Raw genomic sequence first — 17,480 nt, forward strand, 5'->3', positions numbered from 1 at the left:
CAACCGCTTTGACGGCTCGACATATCTTTTCTGAAGCGCTTCACTTGAAAGCTGATTCCGGAAGATGCGAGAAGCGCCGTCATGACTGATTCCCACTCCTCTGCCATCGTGCCTTCCGGCGCTGCTGGACATGCAGGACAGGCGGGCGCGGGGCCGGGGTATGTTCACCTCAGGGTCCACTCCGCGCTGTCTCTCCTGGAAGGCGCGCTGCCGATCAAGAAGCTGCTGGATCTGGCCAAGGCCGACGGCCAGCCGGCGCTGGCGATTGCCGACACCAACAATCTGTTCGGAGCGCAGGAGTTTTCCGGCAAGGCCTGGGGAGCCGGCATCCAGCCGATCACCGCCTGCCAGCTGTCCGTGTTCTTCGACGATGGACTGGAGAGCGGACGGCGGGGTGAGCCTGCGCTGGCCGATGTGGTTCTGATCGCCATGAGCGAACGCGGCTACGGCAACCTGATGGAGCTGTCGTCACGCGCCTTCCTGGATACGGAAACAGGGCTTCGGCCGCATGTATCGCTCGACTATCTGCTGTCCAGATCCGACGACGTGATTGTTTTGACCGGCGGGGCCCTCGGGCCTGTCGGTGCGGCGCTGCTTGCCGGACGCAAGGATCTGGCCAGGGAACGGCTGCAGAAGCTGGCAACGGGCTTTGCCGGGCGCTGTTACGTCGAGATCCAGCGCCACGGCATGGAGGTGGAGCGCAAGACCGAGGAGGCTTTCCTTGCGCTAGCCTACGACATGGGCCTGCCGTTGGTCGCAACCAACGAGGCGTTTTTCCCCAAGCGCGAGGATTATGAGGCGCATGACGCCCTGATCTGCATTTCCGAAAGCCGGGTGCTGATCGAGGACGATCGCCGCCGCTTGACCCCGGAGCATTATTTCAAGAGCCGGGCGGAAATGTGCGCGCTCTTTGCCGATCTGCCCGAGGCGCTGGCTTCCACGGTGGAAATCGCCAAGCGTTGTCATTTCCGCCCGTTGCGCCGTGACCCCATTCTGCCGCGCTTCACCAGCGCCGATGTGGACGGGGAGGAAGCCGAGCAGGCGGAAACCGAGGAGCTGAAACGCCAGGCGCGCGAGGGGCTGCGGGCGCGCCTCGATGCCCACGGCCTTGCGCCGGGGCTTGAGGAAAAGGATTACTGGGACCGGCTCGACTATGAGACCGGTGTCATCGAACGGATGAAATTTCCCGGCTACTTCCTGATCGTTGCCGACTTCATCAAATGGGCCAAGGGGCAGGATATTCCCGTCGGGCCGGGCCGCGGCTCCGGGGCGGGCTCGCTGGTGGCGTGGGCACTGACCATTACCGACCTCGACCCGATGCGGTTCTCCCTGCTGTTCGAACGTTTCCTCAATCCGGAACGTGTGTCGATGCCGGATTTCGACATCGACTTCTGCCAGAGCCGGCGTGAAGAGGTGATCCGCTACGTTCAGGAAAAATACGGCCGCCAGCAAGTGGCGCAGATCATTACCTTCGGGTCGTTGCAGGCGCGTGCCGTGCTGCGCGATGTCGGCCGGGTGCTGCAGATGCCCTACGGCCAGGTTGACCGGCTGTGCAAGCTGGTGCCGGCGAACCCGGCCAATCCGGTGACGCTCGCCCAGGCCATCGCCGATGAGCCGCGCCTGCGCGAGGCGGCCAAGGACGAGGAGAATGTCGAGCGACTGCTCGGCATGGCGCAGAAGCTGGAAGGGCTTTACCGGCACGCCTCCACCCACGCGGCAGGCGTGGTGATCGGTGACCGGCCGCTGGAACAGCTCGTGCCGCTCTACCGCGATCCGCGCTCGGACATGCCGGTGGCGCAGTTCAACATGAAGATGGTCGAGGATGCCGGGCTGGTGAAGTTCGACTTTCTTGGCCTGAAGACGCTGACCGTCATCGACACCGCCGTGAAGCTGATCGAGCGGCGTGGAATTACGATCGATGTCGCCGGGCTGCCGATCGACGATGAACAGACCTACCAGATGCTGGCGCGGGGCGAGACCTTCGGCGTGTTCCAGCTGGAAAGTCAGGGCATGCGCCGGGCCATCGCTGGCATGAAGCCGGACCGGTTCGAGGACATCATCGCTTTGGTGGCACTCTACCGGCCGGGACCGATGGAGAACATTCCGGTCTATAACGCCGTCAAGCACGGCGAACAGGAGCCGGACTGTCTGCATCCGCTGCTGGAACCCATCCTGATGGAGACGAACGGCATCATCGTCTACCAGGAACAGGTGATGCAGATCGCCCAGGTGCTGTCGGGCTATTCGCTCGGCGAAGCCGATCTTCTGCGCCGTGCGATGGGCAAGAAGATTGCCGCGGAGATGGAAGTGCAGCGGGCCCGCTTCGTGGATGGGGCGGTTGCACAGGGTGTCAACAAGACCCAGGCCGGAACGATCTTCGACCTTGTGGCGAAATTCGCCAACTACGGCTTCAACAAGTCGCACGCGGCTGCCTATGCGCTGGTGTCCTATCATACGGCCTGGCTGAAGGCGAACTACCCGGTCGAATTCATGGCCGCATCGATGACGCTCGATATGGGCAACACCGACAAGTTGGGAGACTTCCGCCAGGAAGCCCGGCGCATGCGAATCGAGATCGAGCAGCCGTCGATCAACCGCGGCCAGGTGTATTTCGACGTGGCCGACGGCAAGATCCTTTACGCCCTTGGGGCGATCAAGGGAGCGGGAGAACAGGCGGTCGAACACATTGTCGAGGTGAGGGGAGACACGCCCTTCAAGAGCCTCGGTGATTTTGCCCGCCGGATCTCGCCGAAGATGCTCAACAAGCGGACGCTGGAAAATCTCGTTGCCGCCGGAGCTTTCGACGAACTTGAGCCCAACCGGGCGCGGGTCTTTGAAGGTCTCGATCGGGTCATGGGTCTGGCGCAGCGCACGGAGGAGAACCGCACGCTTGGCCAGGACGAGCTTTTCGGCGGCAGCGACAGCGAAGAGCCGCTGCAACTGGACGAAGTTCAGCCCTGGGCGACGGAGGAAAAGCTGCAGCGAGAGCATTCCGCCATCGGTTTTTATCTCTCCGCCCATCCGATCGACGAATACGCCGGTATCCTCGACAAGATGCGTGTCCAGCCCTGGACGCAGTTTGCCGAGGCGGTGAAGAAGGGTGCTTCCGCCGGGCGTCTGGCCGGCACGGTGATTTCCATGCAGGAGCGCAAGACCAAGACCGGCACGCGCATGGGCATTGCCCGGCTCTCCGACGCCACCGGCCAGTATGAGGCGCTGCTGTTCCGAGAAAAGCTGGAGCAGTTCCGTGAATCGCTTCAGACCGGCCGATCCGTCGTGATTCTGGTCGGCGCCGATATGCGCGATGACGAGCCTTCGCTACGGATCGAGCAGGTGGACCCGATCGACAAGGTCGCCGCCCGTCTTCAGAAGAGCATGCGCGTCTTCGTCCGCGACGAACGCCCCATCCAGAGCCTTGCCAAACATCTCACGATGCGCGGCGAGGGCGATGTGACGGTCATCGTTCTTCTGGAAAACGGTGCGCGCGAGGTGGAAGTCAAGCTGCCGGGCCGCTTCCGCCTGTCACCCGAGATCGCCGGAGCACTGAAGGCGGTGCCGGGCGTGACGGATGTGCAGGTGGCGTAAGGGCACGAGAAAGAGGGCGTGCGTTGGGCCTGTTGCTCAAACGCGCGTGCGCACACCGGTCAGAAGCTCAGTTTCCAGCTCCGGGCCGTGCAGGACGGAAATGTCACCGGTGGTTTCCAGAACAACCGCTCGCACGTTGGCAAGCGACAGGACATTCGCCTCCCGCAATTTTGCATAGATATCGTTTCGCGCCACCCGGGTCCGGCGCAAAGCTTCCGGCAGGAAGGCCCCATCCTCCATGAGCAGGATCGGGGTGTTCTGGGAAAGTTGCTGAAAGTGATCGGAGGCCCTGCGCCAGCGCGCCACGACGAATTGGACTGAAAGCAGGGTCGTGATGGCAAGGCAGCTTTGCGCGAAGTCGGACCAGCTTGTCGCTTGACTTGCGCCCGCCAGCAACGAGCCGGTCGCCACCGTCACCACGAAGTCGAAGGACGTCATCTTCGAAAAGGCCCGCAGGCCGATGACCCGCACGACAAACACCACCCAGATCAGCGCGATGGTGGACAGCAGCGCGGCACGCGCAATGGTATCGACCGGAACAGAACTGAAAAACATCAGCGTATTGCTCCAATGCGCAGGGCTGTGCGGCGGGTAAGCCTGTCTCGAATCTGAGTAGTGCGGAGCATTGTCTGGCGTCCTTGGTGGGTTCCGGTAACAAGGGAACAACTGCTCGGCGGCCGCAAGGTTCCGGATTCAGGTGGTTCGGGGGGTCAATACCGCTGCGACGAGGCTGGGAACGCTCGCCGGACTACTCGGCAGATCCGGCGAGGGCGGCCTGGTCAGACCGCCTCGATGAGCCTTCCGCCGGCGGCATAGACCTGTTTCCACGTCAGGATGGACCAGGACTTGCGCAGTCCGGTCGGCCAGAACGGGTCTTCACGGATCAGCCGCTCGACGTCCTCCTCCCGGTCAGCCTCGACAATCCAGAGCCCGTCACGCCCGGCATTTGTGGGGTCCGAGAGAGGACCTGCAGCCTCGATCATGTCTGAGCGGGATTCCAGAAAGGTGAGGTGCCGGGACATATGGGTCTTGCGGATATCCGGGGCGGCATCCGGATGGTCCTCGAACAGGACAATGAATTTCATGAGGTCAGCTCCTTAGGTGAAGTGGCCGCAGGTTGTCACAGCGGAACTGACGATTGAACTGGCATCTTTGCCGTCCTAGTCTGCAATTATGCAGAGCCATGACTGGAACGACCTGAAATATCTGCTGGCCCTCCACCGCAGCGGGAAGCTCAGGGAGGCGGGCCTTGCGACCGGTGTGAGCGAGACGACGATTGCCCGGCGTCTCCGGCGTATCGAAGATGCGCTTGGTGTCATACTCTTCGTGCGCAGTGCGGCCGGTCTTTATGAACCGACGGATGCCGGCATTGAACTCATCGCCCATGCCGAGACGGTCGAACGGGAACATATCGCGATCCAGGAGAAACTCGGCGGAATTTCGGGAACTGTGAGCGGTGTCGTGCGCATCAGTTCGGTGCCGATCATCGTCAACCGTGTCCTGGTTCACGCTCTGGCAAGCCTGACCGACAGGCACCCGCAACTGGCCGTCGAACTGGTGCCGTCCGCAGGCAATCTCGATCTTTCCAGGAGGGAGGCCGATCTGGCTGTGCGCTTTGCCAGACCGGCGCAGGGTGGCCTGCGTATTCGGGCGCAGAAACTCGCGGAACTGGCGTTTGGAGTATACGGCCCGCCACCGGCGGAAGCGGAGCACCCGGAGACACTGCCCTGGATCGGTTATGATGAGGCGCATTCGGGTCTGCCACAGGCGCGATGGATCGAAGCGGAACTGAACCGCCAAGGCGCCCCGCGTGCATCGCTGAGAGTGACCGATGCCGAAACCGCTCTGGAAGCCGCCGCCGCCGGACTTGGCAGGACGATCCTGCCGAGGCTGGTTGCCGACAGGGACAAGCGTCTGTCGAGGCTTCCCGCCGGTGACGGCACCAGCCTGCCGGTCAGGGACGTCTGGCTTTTGTCCCATGTTGACCAGAGCGCTCGGGTGTCGGTGGCAGTCGTAAAGGATTGGCTGGCGGGGATAGCATGGGGCAGTGACGGCTGAGAGGGGGATTCGATCAGGCGGTGGCCGGGAGTTTCTAGACGACAAGCGCCACAGTCACACGGGGCCGACATCCGCCACAAGGATGAGGTTGCGGTTCCAATCTTCTGAAAAATCTGCGTCCAAAGCTGGACGTGAAATTTCCAATGCACTTCTCGGCAGCGGCCACGCGCGGCATTTGGGTCGAATGCCTTCGGTACCTTGGGAGCGGAACTAGGCTGTTGAGCGTGCTGCAGCCGCAAATCTACGCCTGCGAAAGCGCTGGCGAGGCCTTTCGCGGCTGCAAGAGATGCCGCACGACCGGAGGCGTGTCTCCCAGCTGGAAGCTGTGGAGAGTCTCCTGGTCCAGCTGATCGCAATGGGTCGCACGGGCATGCTGGCGCTGATGCTCTACCCAACTCTCGACGACAAAAGCTTCGATCACGCGGCCGGGTTCTGCCACATCCTCCCAGACATTCCAGCGGATTGCTCCGTCCCTGTAGCGAGTGGTTTTGAATTTACGCAGCGCGGCAACGAATTCGCCAAGCCGGTCGGGATCGACATGGTATTCAATCTCGATCAGGACAGGGCCGCGATCATCTTCAAACGGAACGGCGACAACAGGCTCGGCCCAATGGTTCGAGGGAGCCAGATCGATGGTGGAATCTTTCGGCAGACGCCAGCGTCTTGCCAGCAGAAGCGAAGCCAGCAATCCGATCGCCGCAACGTTCAGCGCCGTATCCACGGTTGCCTGGGTGGCGATTATCCCCCAAAGGATGCTTCCGCCGGTCATGGCACCTTGAAACACCACCAGATAGACGGCAAGGGCCCGCGCCTTGACCCACCCGGGTGAGGCCATTTGCGCGGCGACATTGAGGGAAGTCAGCATTCCGATCCAGGCAAGCCCCGCGAAGAACAGGGTCGCCCCCGCAATCCAGACATTGGGAACCTGGGCAAGCGCGAGTGTCGCCAAAGCGAAAAGCAGTGTCGCCCACACGGAAATCGTGTTGCTCGGCACCTTCTTGCGCAGATGCTTCAGAAGCAGTGCGCCTAATACGGCTCCCAAACCCATACAGCCAAGCAGGGCGCCGTATCCGGCTGCCTCAAGCTCCAACGCGCGCCGTCCAACCAGGGGCAACATTGCCCAGAGCGCGCTGGCGAACAGGAAGAAGCCCACGGAGCGCAGCAGCACCAGTCTCAATGCCGGTGAGTGCCGCGTGTAGCGGTAGCCTGCTCGCAGGGCACCGAAGAAGTGTTCGGGCGGCAGGCTCTGGATGGTTGCCGGACGTTTCCAGAAAAAAAGGACACCTAAAACCGCCATTACGGAGAGGGCGTTCAAGGCGAAGACGGCCGGTGTCCCTGCGATGGCTATAATCACACCGCCAAGCGCCGGACCGATGGCGCGTGAAATATTCACTCCGAGCGAGTTCAGCGCGACCGCGTCCGGCAACGTCTGTTTGTCGACCAGCTCCGGCACTATGGCCTGAAAGACCGGCGCGCTGAGCGCCGCGGAGACGCCGAGGAGGAAGGTCACGCCCAAAAGCACCCAGGGTGTCGTGAACTCCAGCAGTGTCAGGATGGACAGTGTTGCCGCTGCCGCGAGGCCGAGCGTCTGGGTCGCGAGCAACATCCTGCGGCGATCAATGATATCGGCCATCGCGCCGGCCGGCAGCGCCAGAAGAAACATCGGCAGTGTCGTTGCAGCCTGGACCAGGGCAACCAGCATCGGGCTCGTCGAGAGCGAGGTCATCAGCCAGGCGGAACCTACATCGCTCATCCAGGTGCCGACGTTCGAAACAATGGTGGCGATCCAGAGGGCGCGGAACACCGTGAAACTCAGGGGACCGGAACCTCCGTCGGGTTTCGCAGTGGCTTCGGTCATCTTGTTTCCTTGTCGCCGGCAGAATGGCGTTCATTGGCCGTTCGGATCGGGTAGTGGACGTGAACGCCCGCAGATCGAGTTCATGTCATTTCAGGGCAAAGTCGGCTCAGACCGCCCAGCAACCACACCCGAAAGTGCCCCAGAAGGTGCGGGCATCGGATGCCGGCACACTGGCGCCGAGCGCGGCTGCGTGATTGTGTCCATGGACCACGCAGTCGTTGGCGCAGCCGCAATGAACAGCCAGTTTCGCCCGGGATTCGGGGGACGTGTGATAACCGCTGAACGTCGCGATCGGTGACCAGTCCGGCATCGGTGCGGGCAGGGCGGGGGCCAGCGGCGCGAAAGTGCCGTCACCGTGCACCACCTTGCCGCCCAGCACCGTAAGGACCGAGCGCAGATGAACTATCTCGCTTTCTGGTACGGAGAAGTAGTCGTCGGACAGGAGGGCGAGGTCTGCGAGCTGACCTATCTTTATCTGCCCTTTTTTGCCTTCCTCGTTGGAGAACCAGGTGTTGGCTTCGGTCCACAGTCTTAGCGCCGTCTCACGGTCGAGCCGGTTTGCCGGCGGATAGAGACGGGTGCCGCCCAGCGTCTGTGAGGTCACAAGCCAGGAGAGCGAAACCCAGGGGTTGTAACTTGCCACACGCGTGGCATCAGTTCCCGCGCCGAGTGGCACACCCGCTTCCATTATCCGCTTGATCGGCGGCGTGTTTTCCGCCGCTTTCGCACCATACCGGTCGATGAAGTATTCGCCCTGGTACATGATGCGATGTTGCACGGCGATGCCGCCACCGAGTGCGGCGATCCGGTCGATGCTCTTTTCGCTAATCGTTTCGGCGTGATCGAAGAACCAGTTGATGCCTTGAAGCGGGATATCCCGGTTCACTTTTTCATAGACATCGAGGGCGCGCGAGATGGTCTCATCGTAAGTCGCGTGCAAACGCCATGGCCAGCGGTGTTCGGCCAGCAGCCGGATGACCGGTTCGAGGTCGGTTTCCATGTTCGGCGGCATTTCCGGTTGCGCGACCCGGAAGTCCTCAAAATCGGCGGCTGAATAGACCAGCATTTCGCCCGCGCCGTTGTGGCGGTAGGTGTCGTCGCCCTGGCCGGGGGAGACCTGTTTCACCCAGGAGGAGAAGTCGTCCATTTCCTCTTTCGGCTTTTGGGTGAAGAGATTGTAGCTGATCCGGACCGTCAACTGATCGTCGGCATGCAGCTTCTCGATGATCTCGTAATCGTCGGGATAATTCTGAAAGCCACCGCCTGCGTCGATCACGGAAGTGATGCCGAGGCTGTTCAACTCGCGCATGAAATGCCGGGAAGAGTTCAGTGCATAATCAGGATCGAGCTTCGGTCCCTTGGCCAGTGTCGAATAAAGGATCGTCGCGTTCGGCTGCGCCAGCAACAAACCGGTCGGGTTGCCTTTCGCGTCCCGGATGATTTCGCCGCCCGGCGGGTTGGGTGTGTCCCTGGTGTAGCCCACGACACGCAGCGCGGCGGCGTTGAGCAGCGCACGGTCATAAAGATGCAGGATGAAGACCGGTGTGTCGGGTGCGACAATGTTCAGTTCGTCCAGGGTCGGCAGGCGCTTTTCGGCGAACTGATGCTCGGTGAAACCGCCGACCACCCGGACCCATTGCGGCGCGGGGGTACGGCTTACCTGGGTCTTGAGCATGGCCATCGCCTCGGAAAGGCTCGGTACCCCGTCCCAGCGGAGTTCCATATTGTAGTTCAGACCGCCACGGATCACGTGGGTATGGCTATCGATCAGACCCGGAATGAGACGGCGGCCAGCAGCATCGATCACTGTCGCGTCGGGCGCTGCTGCGCGGGCTTCTGCCTCGGAGCCGACCGCGAGAAATTTTCCACCGCGAATGGTCACCGCTTCGGCGACCGGATTCTGCTTGTCCAGCGTCGTGACCTTGGCATTGACTATGATCAGATCTTGTTCCGACATCGGGATCTCCTTCGCGGGTCCGTATGTTGAATTTCGCCGCGGAGCCCGTAGCTCGCAGCCGCGATTGCTTGTTTGGAGGTTTTTCCGCATCAACCTGGCTTGCACAGCGAGCGGAAACAGCCGGGATATGTCGAGTTCAGTGCCAGGCACCCGCTCATCCAGGCCGTACAGTCAGGCCAAGTCGATCCATCGGCATCTCCGGGTGAGGATCACGGAAGATCGATCCGGCAGCAGGGAAGCTGCCGGATCGGTGTTTCTTCACGCCGGTTTAGGATCAAGTCGCGGCGCGGAATGTTTGGTGCGCTGAGGAGCCTTGTGAACCATGGTATAGGCGTAGTCGACGCCCATGCCGTAAGCCCCGGAATGCTCCTTTACGACGTTCAGCGTCGCGTCATAGGTTTCCTTGCGCGCCCAGTCGCGCTGCCATTCCAGCAGGACCTGCTGCCAGGTTACCGGCACAACGCCAACCTGAACCATTCGGTCCATGGCGTATTTGTGGGCATCAACGGATGTCCCGCCCGATGCATCGGCCACCATATAGATCTCGTAATCGGTGTCCTTCAGACAGGAGAGCGCAAAAGAGAGATTGCACACTTCGGTCCAGAGGCCGGAGACAACGATCTTCTTGCGGCCATCGGCGGCGCCTCTGGCCAGTGCGTCACGAACCTTGCGGTCGTCCCAGGAGTTCATCGAAGTCCGTTCCAAAAGCGGGGTTTCGGGATAGACGTCGAGCAGCTCCGGATAAGTCGGACCGGAGAAACCGTCTGTTTCAACCGTGGTGATCGTTACGGGCACATTGAAGACCCTTGCGGCCTTGGCGAGTGCCACCGTGTTGTTCTTCAGCACTTGCCGATCGATTGACTGAACGCCAAAGGCCATCTGCGGCTGATGGTCAATGAAGATGACCTGGCTGTTCTGGGGGGTGAGGACGTCGAGTTTGCTGGACATGGACTGGCTCCAGATGTCGGGTTGAGAGGGGGAAAGGGTTCAGGTGGCGTCGCGGTTCTTCGCGTCATCCTCGGAAGCACTGTGTGCGAAGGATTTTTCATGCAGGCAGGACTGCACAAAATTCGTCTGGCCTTTCAGCCATTGCACCCCGGCTTCACCGGCGAGCATGCCGAGAAGTCCGAGGAGGGCGATGATCGGCGGAGCAGGAGATTTGACGGCCAGAAAACCGTAGATCACGCCGACACCCAAACCGATGCCAAGCGAGAGCAGATAGGGCTGAAACTGACTCATGCAGAGCTCCTGTTGAACGGGCGCCCTCTGGAACGCACGCAAGTACTCGGTTAAGCGGGCAGGGCCGAAGGCCCTGCCACGCAGATACCCGTCATCCGGCGACGAAGTTCAGAAGGTCGGCGTTCAGTACCTCGGCGTTTACCGTCAACATGCCGTGGGAATAGCCGGGATAGGTCTTCAGGGTTCCATTCGGCAGCAGCTTGACGGACTTCAAGGCCGCTGCAGCGATCGGAACAACCTGGTCATCCTCGCCATGCAGGACGAGGGTCGGTACGGTAATCGCCTTGAGGTCCTCGGTCTGGTCGGTTTCCGAGAAGGCCTTGATGCCGTCGTAATGCGCCTTGGCGCTGCCCATCATGCCCTGCCGCCACCAGTTCTGGATCACGCCTTCATGGACCGTCGCGCCGTCGCGGTTGAAGCCGTAGAAAGGACCCGAAGGGACGTCGCGAAAGAACTGAGCCCGGTTGGCGGCCAGAGCGTCTCTAAAGCTGTCGAAGACTTCCAACGGCGTGCCTTCCGGATTGCTTTCCGTTTTCAGCATCAGCGGCGGTATGGCGGCAACGAGAACGGCTTTTGCCACCCGGCCGGAAGGCTCACCGTGCCTGGCGACGTAGCGGGCGACCTCACCGCCACCGGTGGAATGGCCGATGTGTACAGCGTTGCGAAGATCCAACGCTTCGGCGACGGCAAATGCGTCGGCGGCGTAGTGATCGATGTCGTGTCCCTCGGCGACCTGCTCCGAGCGTCCGTGGCCGCGGCGGTCGTGAGCGACGACGCGATAGCCCTTCGAAAGAAAGAAGAGCATTTGCGCGTCCCAGTCGTCAGAGCTGAGTGGCCAGCCGTGATGAAAGACGATGGGTTGAGCGTCCCGGGGGCCCCAATCCTTGAAAAAGATCTGTACGTTGTCTGTGGTCGTGACAAAGCCCATGGTGATGTTTCCTTCTTGAATGTCGTTGGTAGCTGGTTCCGTGGCATGCGCCATGATCGTCGGAAAGGCGAAGCTGGCGGCGAGCGCAGAGCCCGAAATCAGGGCATCTCGCCGGTTGAGCGACAGGCCCGGGGCGATGGTTGAAATCATTTTGAACTCCGTGGCTTCCTGGGGCTTTGGGCACCGATAACGTTCATTCGGGCCCTTCAGACCCGTTGCTGATGACGGAACGAATGCATGCGAGAAGGTCGTCGGGGCTGAGAGGCTTCGAAAGATAGCAATGGACCCCAGCCTTCAGTGCGAGCTCCCGATCCCTTTCATCGACGTAGGCGGTGATGAAGATCGTCGGAATTGGGGTGCCGGTAGCTATCAGGTGATTGTAAAGCTCAGGCCCTGTCATCCTTGGCATTCGTATGTCTGCAATCAGGCAGGCTGTTCGCGAAAACTCTTCCGATTTCAGGAAATCGAACGCGTTTTCGAAGACAGCGGTCACAAGCCCAAGCGACCTGACGAGGCCGGCAACAGCCTCACGGGACGCATCATGATCGTCGACGATGGAAATCAGAGACTTTTCAGACATCACCACGATTTCCGTCAGCTCAATCAGCGGCACCGACAGGGCTTGCCGCCATGTCACACAACACGGCAACCGCTTGGGCCAGGGAATGTTGGACGAATGGGTGGTGTGGGAACAATTATACGGTGGTTTCGGCCGTCTAACGCTTTTGGGTAGCGAGAGCCAATTTGTCCGAGAAACGTACGAGGTCAGGCAACGATTTCGCTTCCATCTTGCGCATGACCTGCGCGCGATGGACCTTGACCGTGATATCGCTGAGGTCGAGTTCTGCGGCAATCTGCTTGTTCAACCAACCCGAAGCGACGAGCGGCATGACTTCGCGTTCACGCGGCGTCAGCGATTTGTAGCGTTGTCGAAGCTCCGCCAGCATCACCGCCTCTGCTTTGCGGTCCCGATCTATTTCAAGACCTCTGTGTATCGCATCGAGGAGGTCCTGATCGCGGAACGGCTTGGTGAGAAATTCGATTGCTCCGGCTTTCATCGCGGAAACGGACATGGGAACATCGCCGTGGCCGGTGATGAATATGACGGGAAAATGGACGTCAGACCTGGCCAGTTCCTGCTGAAACTCAAGCCCGCTTTGCCCCGGTAATCGGACATCAAGCACCAGGCAACCGGAGACTTCAGGCAACTCGCTGAGCATGAACTCTCGGGTCGATGCAAACGACTGCGCGGTGTGACCGACGGAGCGTACCAGGCTCTCGATGGAAGCGCGCATTGACGGGTCGTCGTCTATGATGAAGACGAGGGACTGGTCCGTGCTCATTATGTCCGTTCCCCGGTCAGGAATATGGGAGCATCGGCTCGTGGCAGCGTGAACTGAAAGATGGTGCCGTGCGGCTCGTTGTCCATCATCCACAACCGTCCGCCATGGGCCTCGATGATCCACCGGCAAAAAATGAGCCCCATGCCCATCCCGTCGGGTTTCGTCGTGAAGAACGGCTCGAAAATACGCTCCTTGCAATCGGGTGTCATTCCGGAGCCCGAGTCTTCAACTGAAACCAGAATTCTGTCCGAGCCCTGAGGCGCGGTCTGGATGCGCAACACACGCTCCCGGCTGCTTACGGCAGTCATGGCGTCAATGGAGTTCGCGACGAGATTCGAGATGACTTGCTCAAGCTGGACGGGACACCCCGTTACCAGTGGCAGTGTCTCGTAAAGCTCCGTCTGGACGGATATGCGCGCCAGATGTGTCTCGCTCCGGCTGCGCTTCAAGGTTTCGACAATGAGCTGGTTCACGTCGGCTGGAACCCGTTCCTGGGTACCCTTTTTGAACATCGTCCTGATGCCGTCGATAACCTTGGCGGTGCGATGGCCGTCATTGACGATGCGTTCCAGTGCAGCCTTTGCCTCCGGGAGATCGGGGGGAGACCTTCCGAGCCAGCGCATTCCTGCATCGGCATTGGTCACCATGCTTGCCAGCGGCTGGTTGACTTCATGCGCGATGGATGCCGACAAGGCTTCCATCGCCGTGATCCTGGCATCGCGCGTGCGGCGCTCAGCCAGAACCGACCGAGCAAGCCGCGCGTAGAGTGTCATCGTTTCTGAGAGCAAGACCAGCAAAACTATGCTTGCGGAGATCAACCCGTAAAGTCGTCCTGCCCACCAGCCGACGCTGAGGCGGAGACCCGAGCTGACGTAAGACAGAAGAATGATCTCGATGAGGCTCGAACACAGCACCACCATCAGCCAGAGATCGAGTACGGAGCATCGACCTCTCCAGAGACTGAGAAGCCCGGCCAGAGAAAGGCCAACCGCAGTGGCTGGAACGTAATGCCAGAGGTCCGAGACGTGCATCTCGTCCCGCATGAACGTCGGCAGCGCATCATCATTGGCCACGACGAGCCATGTGAGAGCGAGTGCGATGACGATGACGCCGGTGACGCTCATAACGATTATGTTGCGCTCGGTGCCCTGCGGAGTTCGCAAGAACGTGTCGGAATCCTTCATGAGCGCGTAGGCAAGTACAAACAGCGGGAAACTGAGGCGGCGCACTGTGGCAATCATGGCGGTGGTTTGAAGTCCGGCATCGGGCAGGCCGAGCGAAGCGGACACCCCCGGAAACGTGAGTGCCCATGGCAGGATCATCGCTCCCGAAAAGAGGTATCCGAGCGATAGGGCGAGTACGGCACTCGAACGCTGAACTGAAAACAGAGCCAGCAGCAACGTTGCGGTCACGAGATCGACGATGAATACTGCGGTTGCATAGGCGGGAAGCAATGCTTCCGTGTGTTCGAGCGCGATGCTTGCGAAGGGCACTGTGACCAGAAGCGCGGCAACGAGCACGACCAGCACGCCAATTGCAAACTGCCATTGATCGCGGCCACTGAGTGATGTCGTAAGCAGGAAGAGATGGTCTTCCCTCGATTTACTCGTCGAGTGCACTTTCTTACCTCAATGGATTCCCGCGGGGCTCTGCCGGAAAGCAAACTGCGTCGTTGTTCGGTCGTGCCCTCCTGCAGCCGATCCTTCGATCAGAGGGAATACCAGATTGAATGCGGAGACAGCGTCTCAAAAACAAACGTGCTAGTTCGGTGAAATCCGATGATTGCGACCCAGGCGACTAAACCAAATCATCAGGGGCAGTCTCATTCCACTTCACCAAGAGGACTTTTTACCTTTCGGACAATAGCGAGAAATGTTGATCGGAATTTGGAAGGGGGTCTGTTGGTGTAAAATTCTCTCCGTAGTTTTCTCCAAAAACGCTCGCGTTACCAGACTATTGTGGAGGCATGTATTGCTTCTGCGTTTCCGGTGTCTGCCGTGGCTGGCTGTCAATATTGGCCATCCTCTCGTTAAAGCCGGCTTCGGCAGCATGGCGTCTGGATCCCGATCAGTCCGGATCCGGCGCCGATCCGGCCAGTCGTTCAACTTACGACAGCCGTCCACTTTCCATGCCTTTTCGGCGAATTTGCACCGCCTTTATCGACTCGGCTTTTTCGAGGAAATCCGGGCTCATTCAAGCAGAATGTGGCTTCGATCCCGCTAATCCTGCCATCCCCGGACAAAACCGGTCTTTTGGCCTTGAAATAAAATCCCCCGCCAACTATAAGGCGCGCATTCCACACGCAAGGGGCGGAACCTGAGCTTTATCGGGGTCCATCCGGTGGCCGATGGGAGAAATCCTTCGGCCCACAATCCTCTTGCGGAGGTCAAACCGGAAAACCAGGAGAGCAAGCCCAATGGCATTGCCCGATTTTACCATGCGTCAGCTTCTGGAAGCTGGCGTGCACTTTGGTCACCAGAAACACCGTTGGAACCCGCGCATGGGTTCGTACATCTTTGGTGTACGCAACGATGTTCACATCATGGACCTGTCCCAGACCGTTCCGCTGCTGCATCAGGCGCTGAAAGCCGTTTCAGACACCGTTGCCGGTGGTGGCCGCGTTCTGATCGTCGGCACCAAGCGTCAGGCACAGGAAGCAGTGGCGACATCCGCGCGTAACTCCGCGCAGTATTTCGTCAACGCCCGCTGGCTCGGTGGTATGCTGACCAACTGGAAGACCATTTCCCAGTCCATTCAGCGCCTGCGCAAGCTGGAAGAGACCTTGTCCTCGGACGCTGCGAACGCTCTGACCAAGAAAGAGCGCCTGTTCATGGACCGCGAGCGCGAAAAGCTCGAGCGGAACCTGGGCGGCATCAAGGACATGGGCGGCATCCCGGACCTGATCTTCGTGATCGACACCAACCGTGAAGCCATCGCCATCCAGGAAGCCCGCCGTCTGGGCATCCCGGTCGCCGCGATCCTCGATTCGAACTGCAACCCGGATGGCATCACCTATCCGGTGCCGGGCAACGACGATGCAGGCCGCGCGCTTTCGCTTTACTGCGATCTGATCGCCCGTGCCGCCATCGACGGTATTTCCCGCGCCCAGGGTGCATCCGGCATGGATGTCGGTGCGTCGGAAGAAGCGCCGGTCGAAGAAGCTCTGGCCGAGCCGGTTGCCGAAGCAGCACCTGCTGCCGAAGAGGCCCCGGCCGAGCCTGCCGCTGAAGCGGCTCCGGCTGAAGCTGCACCGGCAGCTGCAGAAGCAGAACCGGAAGCAGACAAGGCCGCACCGGCCGCCTGATAACAGCTCTGCCGCAGTTTATCTGCGGCAGAAACTTGTTGAATTCGCAAGGCGGGCTGCACTTTGTTGCAGCCCCGTCATAAAGACGCGGAAAGCCATCGGCTAAACCGTGTCTCACCCGAAACCCCCATGCACGAGGCAATCGATGAGCATTACCGCCGCGATGGTAAAAGAGCTCCGCGAGAAATCCGGCGCTGGCATGATGGACTGCAAGACCGCCCTTAAAGAAACCGACGGTGACATGGAAGCGGCTATCGACTGGCTGCGCACCAAGGGGCTGGCCAAGGCAGCAAAGAAGGCAGGCCGTCTGGCCGCTGAAGGTCTTGTCGGCGTCGCCACGGACGGCAGCAAGGCTGCCGTGATCGAGCTGAACTCCGAAACCGACTTCGTCTCCCGCAACGAAGGCTTCCAGGAACTGGTTTCCAAGGTTGCCCAGGTTGCCGTGACGACCGATGGATCCGTTGAAGCCGTCTCCGCCGCCGATATTGGTGGCAAGTCGGTCGCCGACACGATCACCGAAGCGATCGCCACCATCGGCGAGAACATGAGCCTGCGCCGCACCGCCACCCTTTCTGCCGGTGAGGGCGTTGTCGCCACCTATGTCCACGGCGCCGTAGCCGATGGCCTAGGCAAGATCGGCGTGCTTGTCGCGCTTGAATCTTCCGGTGACAAGGAAAAGCTCAACGCGCTTGGCCGTCAGATCGCCATGCACGTGGCCGCGACCAGCCCGCTGGCGCTGAACACCGAAGCGCTGGACCCGGCTGTGGTCGAGCGTGAAAAGTCGGTCTTCTCCGAGCAGGCACGCGACTCTGGCAAGCCGGAAAACATCATTGAGAAAATGGTGGAAGGACGTTTGCGCAAATTCTACGAGGAAGTTACCCTCGTGAAACAGGCGTTCGTCATCAATCCGGACCAGACGGTCGAACAGGCCGTCGAGGCTCTGGCAAAGGATCTCGGTACCGGGGTCAAGCTTACCGGCTTCGTCCGCTTCGCTCTCGGCGAGGGGATCGAGAAGGAAGAGCAAGACTTCGCCGCCGAAGTGGCGGCAGCCTCCGGGCAGTAAGTTCCAGAAAAAGCGCCGGTCAGTCCGGCGCTTTTTTTTGAGGCATTCCGCATGCGCACCGACGCGGACCGGATGCCGCGGTACATTTGAGGGGATCCGCTTGCAGACCTTCCACCGACTGCGGTTGGAGGTCTGAAAGCCGATC

The 17,480-nt window shown here is 60.5% G+C and carries 14 protein-coding genes; 4 read left to right on the forward strand and 10 right to left on the reverse strand.

The window, feature by feature from the left end; genetic code table 11:
* Nucleotides 1-81: 81 nt before the first annotated feature.
* Complete coding sequence (gene dnaE, locus Q1B40_RS08775) at nt 82-3,585, forward strand: DNA polymerase III subunit alpha (protein WP_299812662.1); 3,504 nt, start codon at nt 82-84, stop codon at nt 3,583-3,585.
* 36 nt (nt 3,586-3,621) lie between these two features.
* On the opposite strand, the gene Q1B40_RS08780 is transcribed toward dnaE, so the two are convergent.
* Together Q1B40_RS08780 and Q1B40_RS08785 are read right to left on the reverse strand one after the other, a co-directional pair.
* Nucleotides 3,622-4,140: a DUF421 domain-containing protein gene (locus tag Q1B40_RS08780; protein WP_299812664.1), complete on the reverse strand. Its 519-nt coding sequence runs from the start codon at nt 4,138-4,140 to the stop codon at nt 3,622-3,624.
* A 224-nt stretch (nt 4,141-4,364) separates the two neighbouring features.
* Nucleotides 4,365-4,670, reverse strand: a complete 306-nt coding sequence (locus Q1B40_RS08785; protein ID WP_299812666.1) for a YciI family protein — start codon at nt 4,668-4,670, stop codon at nt 4,365-4,367.
* A gap of 88 nt (nt 4,671-4,758) precedes the next feature.
* Here Q1B40_RS08785 and Q1B40_RS08790 point away from each other — a divergent pair, with 88 nt between their 5' ends.
* Nucleotides 4,759-5,643 carry a LysR family transcriptional regulator gene (locus tag Q1B40_RS08790; protein WP_299812668.1) on the forward strand — a complete coding sequence of 295 codons (885 nt, stop codon included), beginning with the start codon at nt 4,759-4,761 and terminating at the stop codon, nt 5,641-5,643.
* A 241-nt stretch (nt 5,644-5,884) separates the two neighbouring features.
* On the opposite strand, the gene Q1B40_RS08795 is transcribed toward Q1B40_RS08790, so the two are convergent.
* The 8 genes from Q1B40_RS08795 to Q1B40_RS08830 all read right to left on the reverse strand — a co-directional run bounded on the left by Q1B40_RS08795 (nt 5,885) and on the right by Q1B40_RS08830 (nt 14,587).
* Nucleotides 5,885-7,501, reverse strand: coding sequence for an MFS transporter (locus Q1B40_RS08795; RefSeq protein WP_299812670.1), 1,617 nt, complete (start codon nt 7,499-7,501; stop codon nt 5,885-5,887).
* A gap of 106 nt (nt 7,502-7,607) precedes the next feature.
* On the reverse strand, nt 7,608-9,458 hold the full coding sequence (locus tag Q1B40_RS08800; protein WP_299812672.1) for an amidohydrolase: 1,851 nt from the start codon (nt 9,456-9,458) through the stop codon (nt 7,608-7,610).
* A gap of 258 nt (nt 9,459-9,716) precedes the next feature.
* Nucleotides 9,717-10,406: a hydrolase gene (locus tag Q1B40_RS08805; RefSeq protein ID WP_299812674.1), complete on the reverse strand. Its 690-nt coding sequence runs from the start codon at nt 10,404-10,406 to the stop codon at nt 9,717-9,719.
* A 39-nt stretch (nt 10,407-10,445) separates the two neighbouring features.
* The gene (locus Q1B40_RS08810) at nt 10,446-10,697 is read right to left on the reverse strand and encodes a DUF1427 family protein (protein ID WP_299812676.1); all 252 of its coding nucleotides are present in this window, start codon (nt 10,695-10,697) and stop codon (nt 10,446-10,448) included.
* A 91-nt stretch (nt 10,698-10,788) separates the two neighbouring features.
* Nucleotides 10,789-11,625, reverse strand: coding sequence for an alpha/beta hydrolase (locus tag Q1B40_RS08815; protein ID WP_299814842.1), 837 nt, complete (start codon nt 11,623-11,625; stop codon nt 10,789-10,791).
* Between the two features lie 193 nt (nt 11,626-11,818).
* Entirely contained in the window at nt 11,819-12,205 is a 387-nt protein-coding gene (locus tag Q1B40_RS08820; RefSeq protein ID WP_299812678.1) for a response regulator, read from the reverse strand.
* Nucleotides 12,206-12,341: 136 nt separating this feature from the next.
* The gene (locus Q1B40_RS08825; protein WP_299812680.1) at nt 12,342-12,968 is read right to left on the reverse strand and encodes a response regulator transcription factor; all 627 of its coding nucleotides are present in this window, start codon (nt 12,966-12,968) and stop codon (nt 12,342-12,344) included.
* Nucleotides 12,968-14,587, reverse strand: a complete 1,620-nt coding sequence (locus Q1B40_RS08830; RefSeq protein WP_299812682.1) for an ATP-binding protein — start codon at nt 14,585-14,587, stop codon at nt 12,968-12,970. Before Q1B40_RS08830 ends, Q1B40_RS08825 begins: the two co-directional genes overlap by 1 nt.
* A 797-nt stretch (nt 14,588-15,384) precedes the next feature.
* Here Q1B40_RS08830 and rpsB point away from each other — a divergent pair.
* Together rpsB and tsf are read left to right on the forward strand one after the other, a co-directional pair.
* Nucleotides 15,385-16,272, forward strand: a complete 888-nt coding sequence (rpsB, locus tag Q1B40_RS08835; RefSeq protein WP_299812684.1) for a 30S ribosomal protein S2 — start codon at nt 15,385-15,387, stop codon at nt 16,270-16,272.
* Between the two features lie 145 nt (nt 16,273-16,417).
* On the forward strand, nt 16,418-17,335 hold the full coding sequence (gene tsf, locus Q1B40_RS08840) for a translation elongation factor Ts (RefSeq protein ID WP_299812686.1): 918 nt from the start codon (nt 16,418-16,420) through the stop codon (nt 17,333-17,335).
* The last annotated feature ends 145 nt before the right edge of the window (nt 17,336-17,480 follow it).

This window comes from uncultured Roseibium sp. (assembly GCF_947496995.1).
Lineage (GTDB): Bacteria > Pseudomonadota > Alphaproteobacteria > Rhizobiales > Stappiaceae > Roseibium.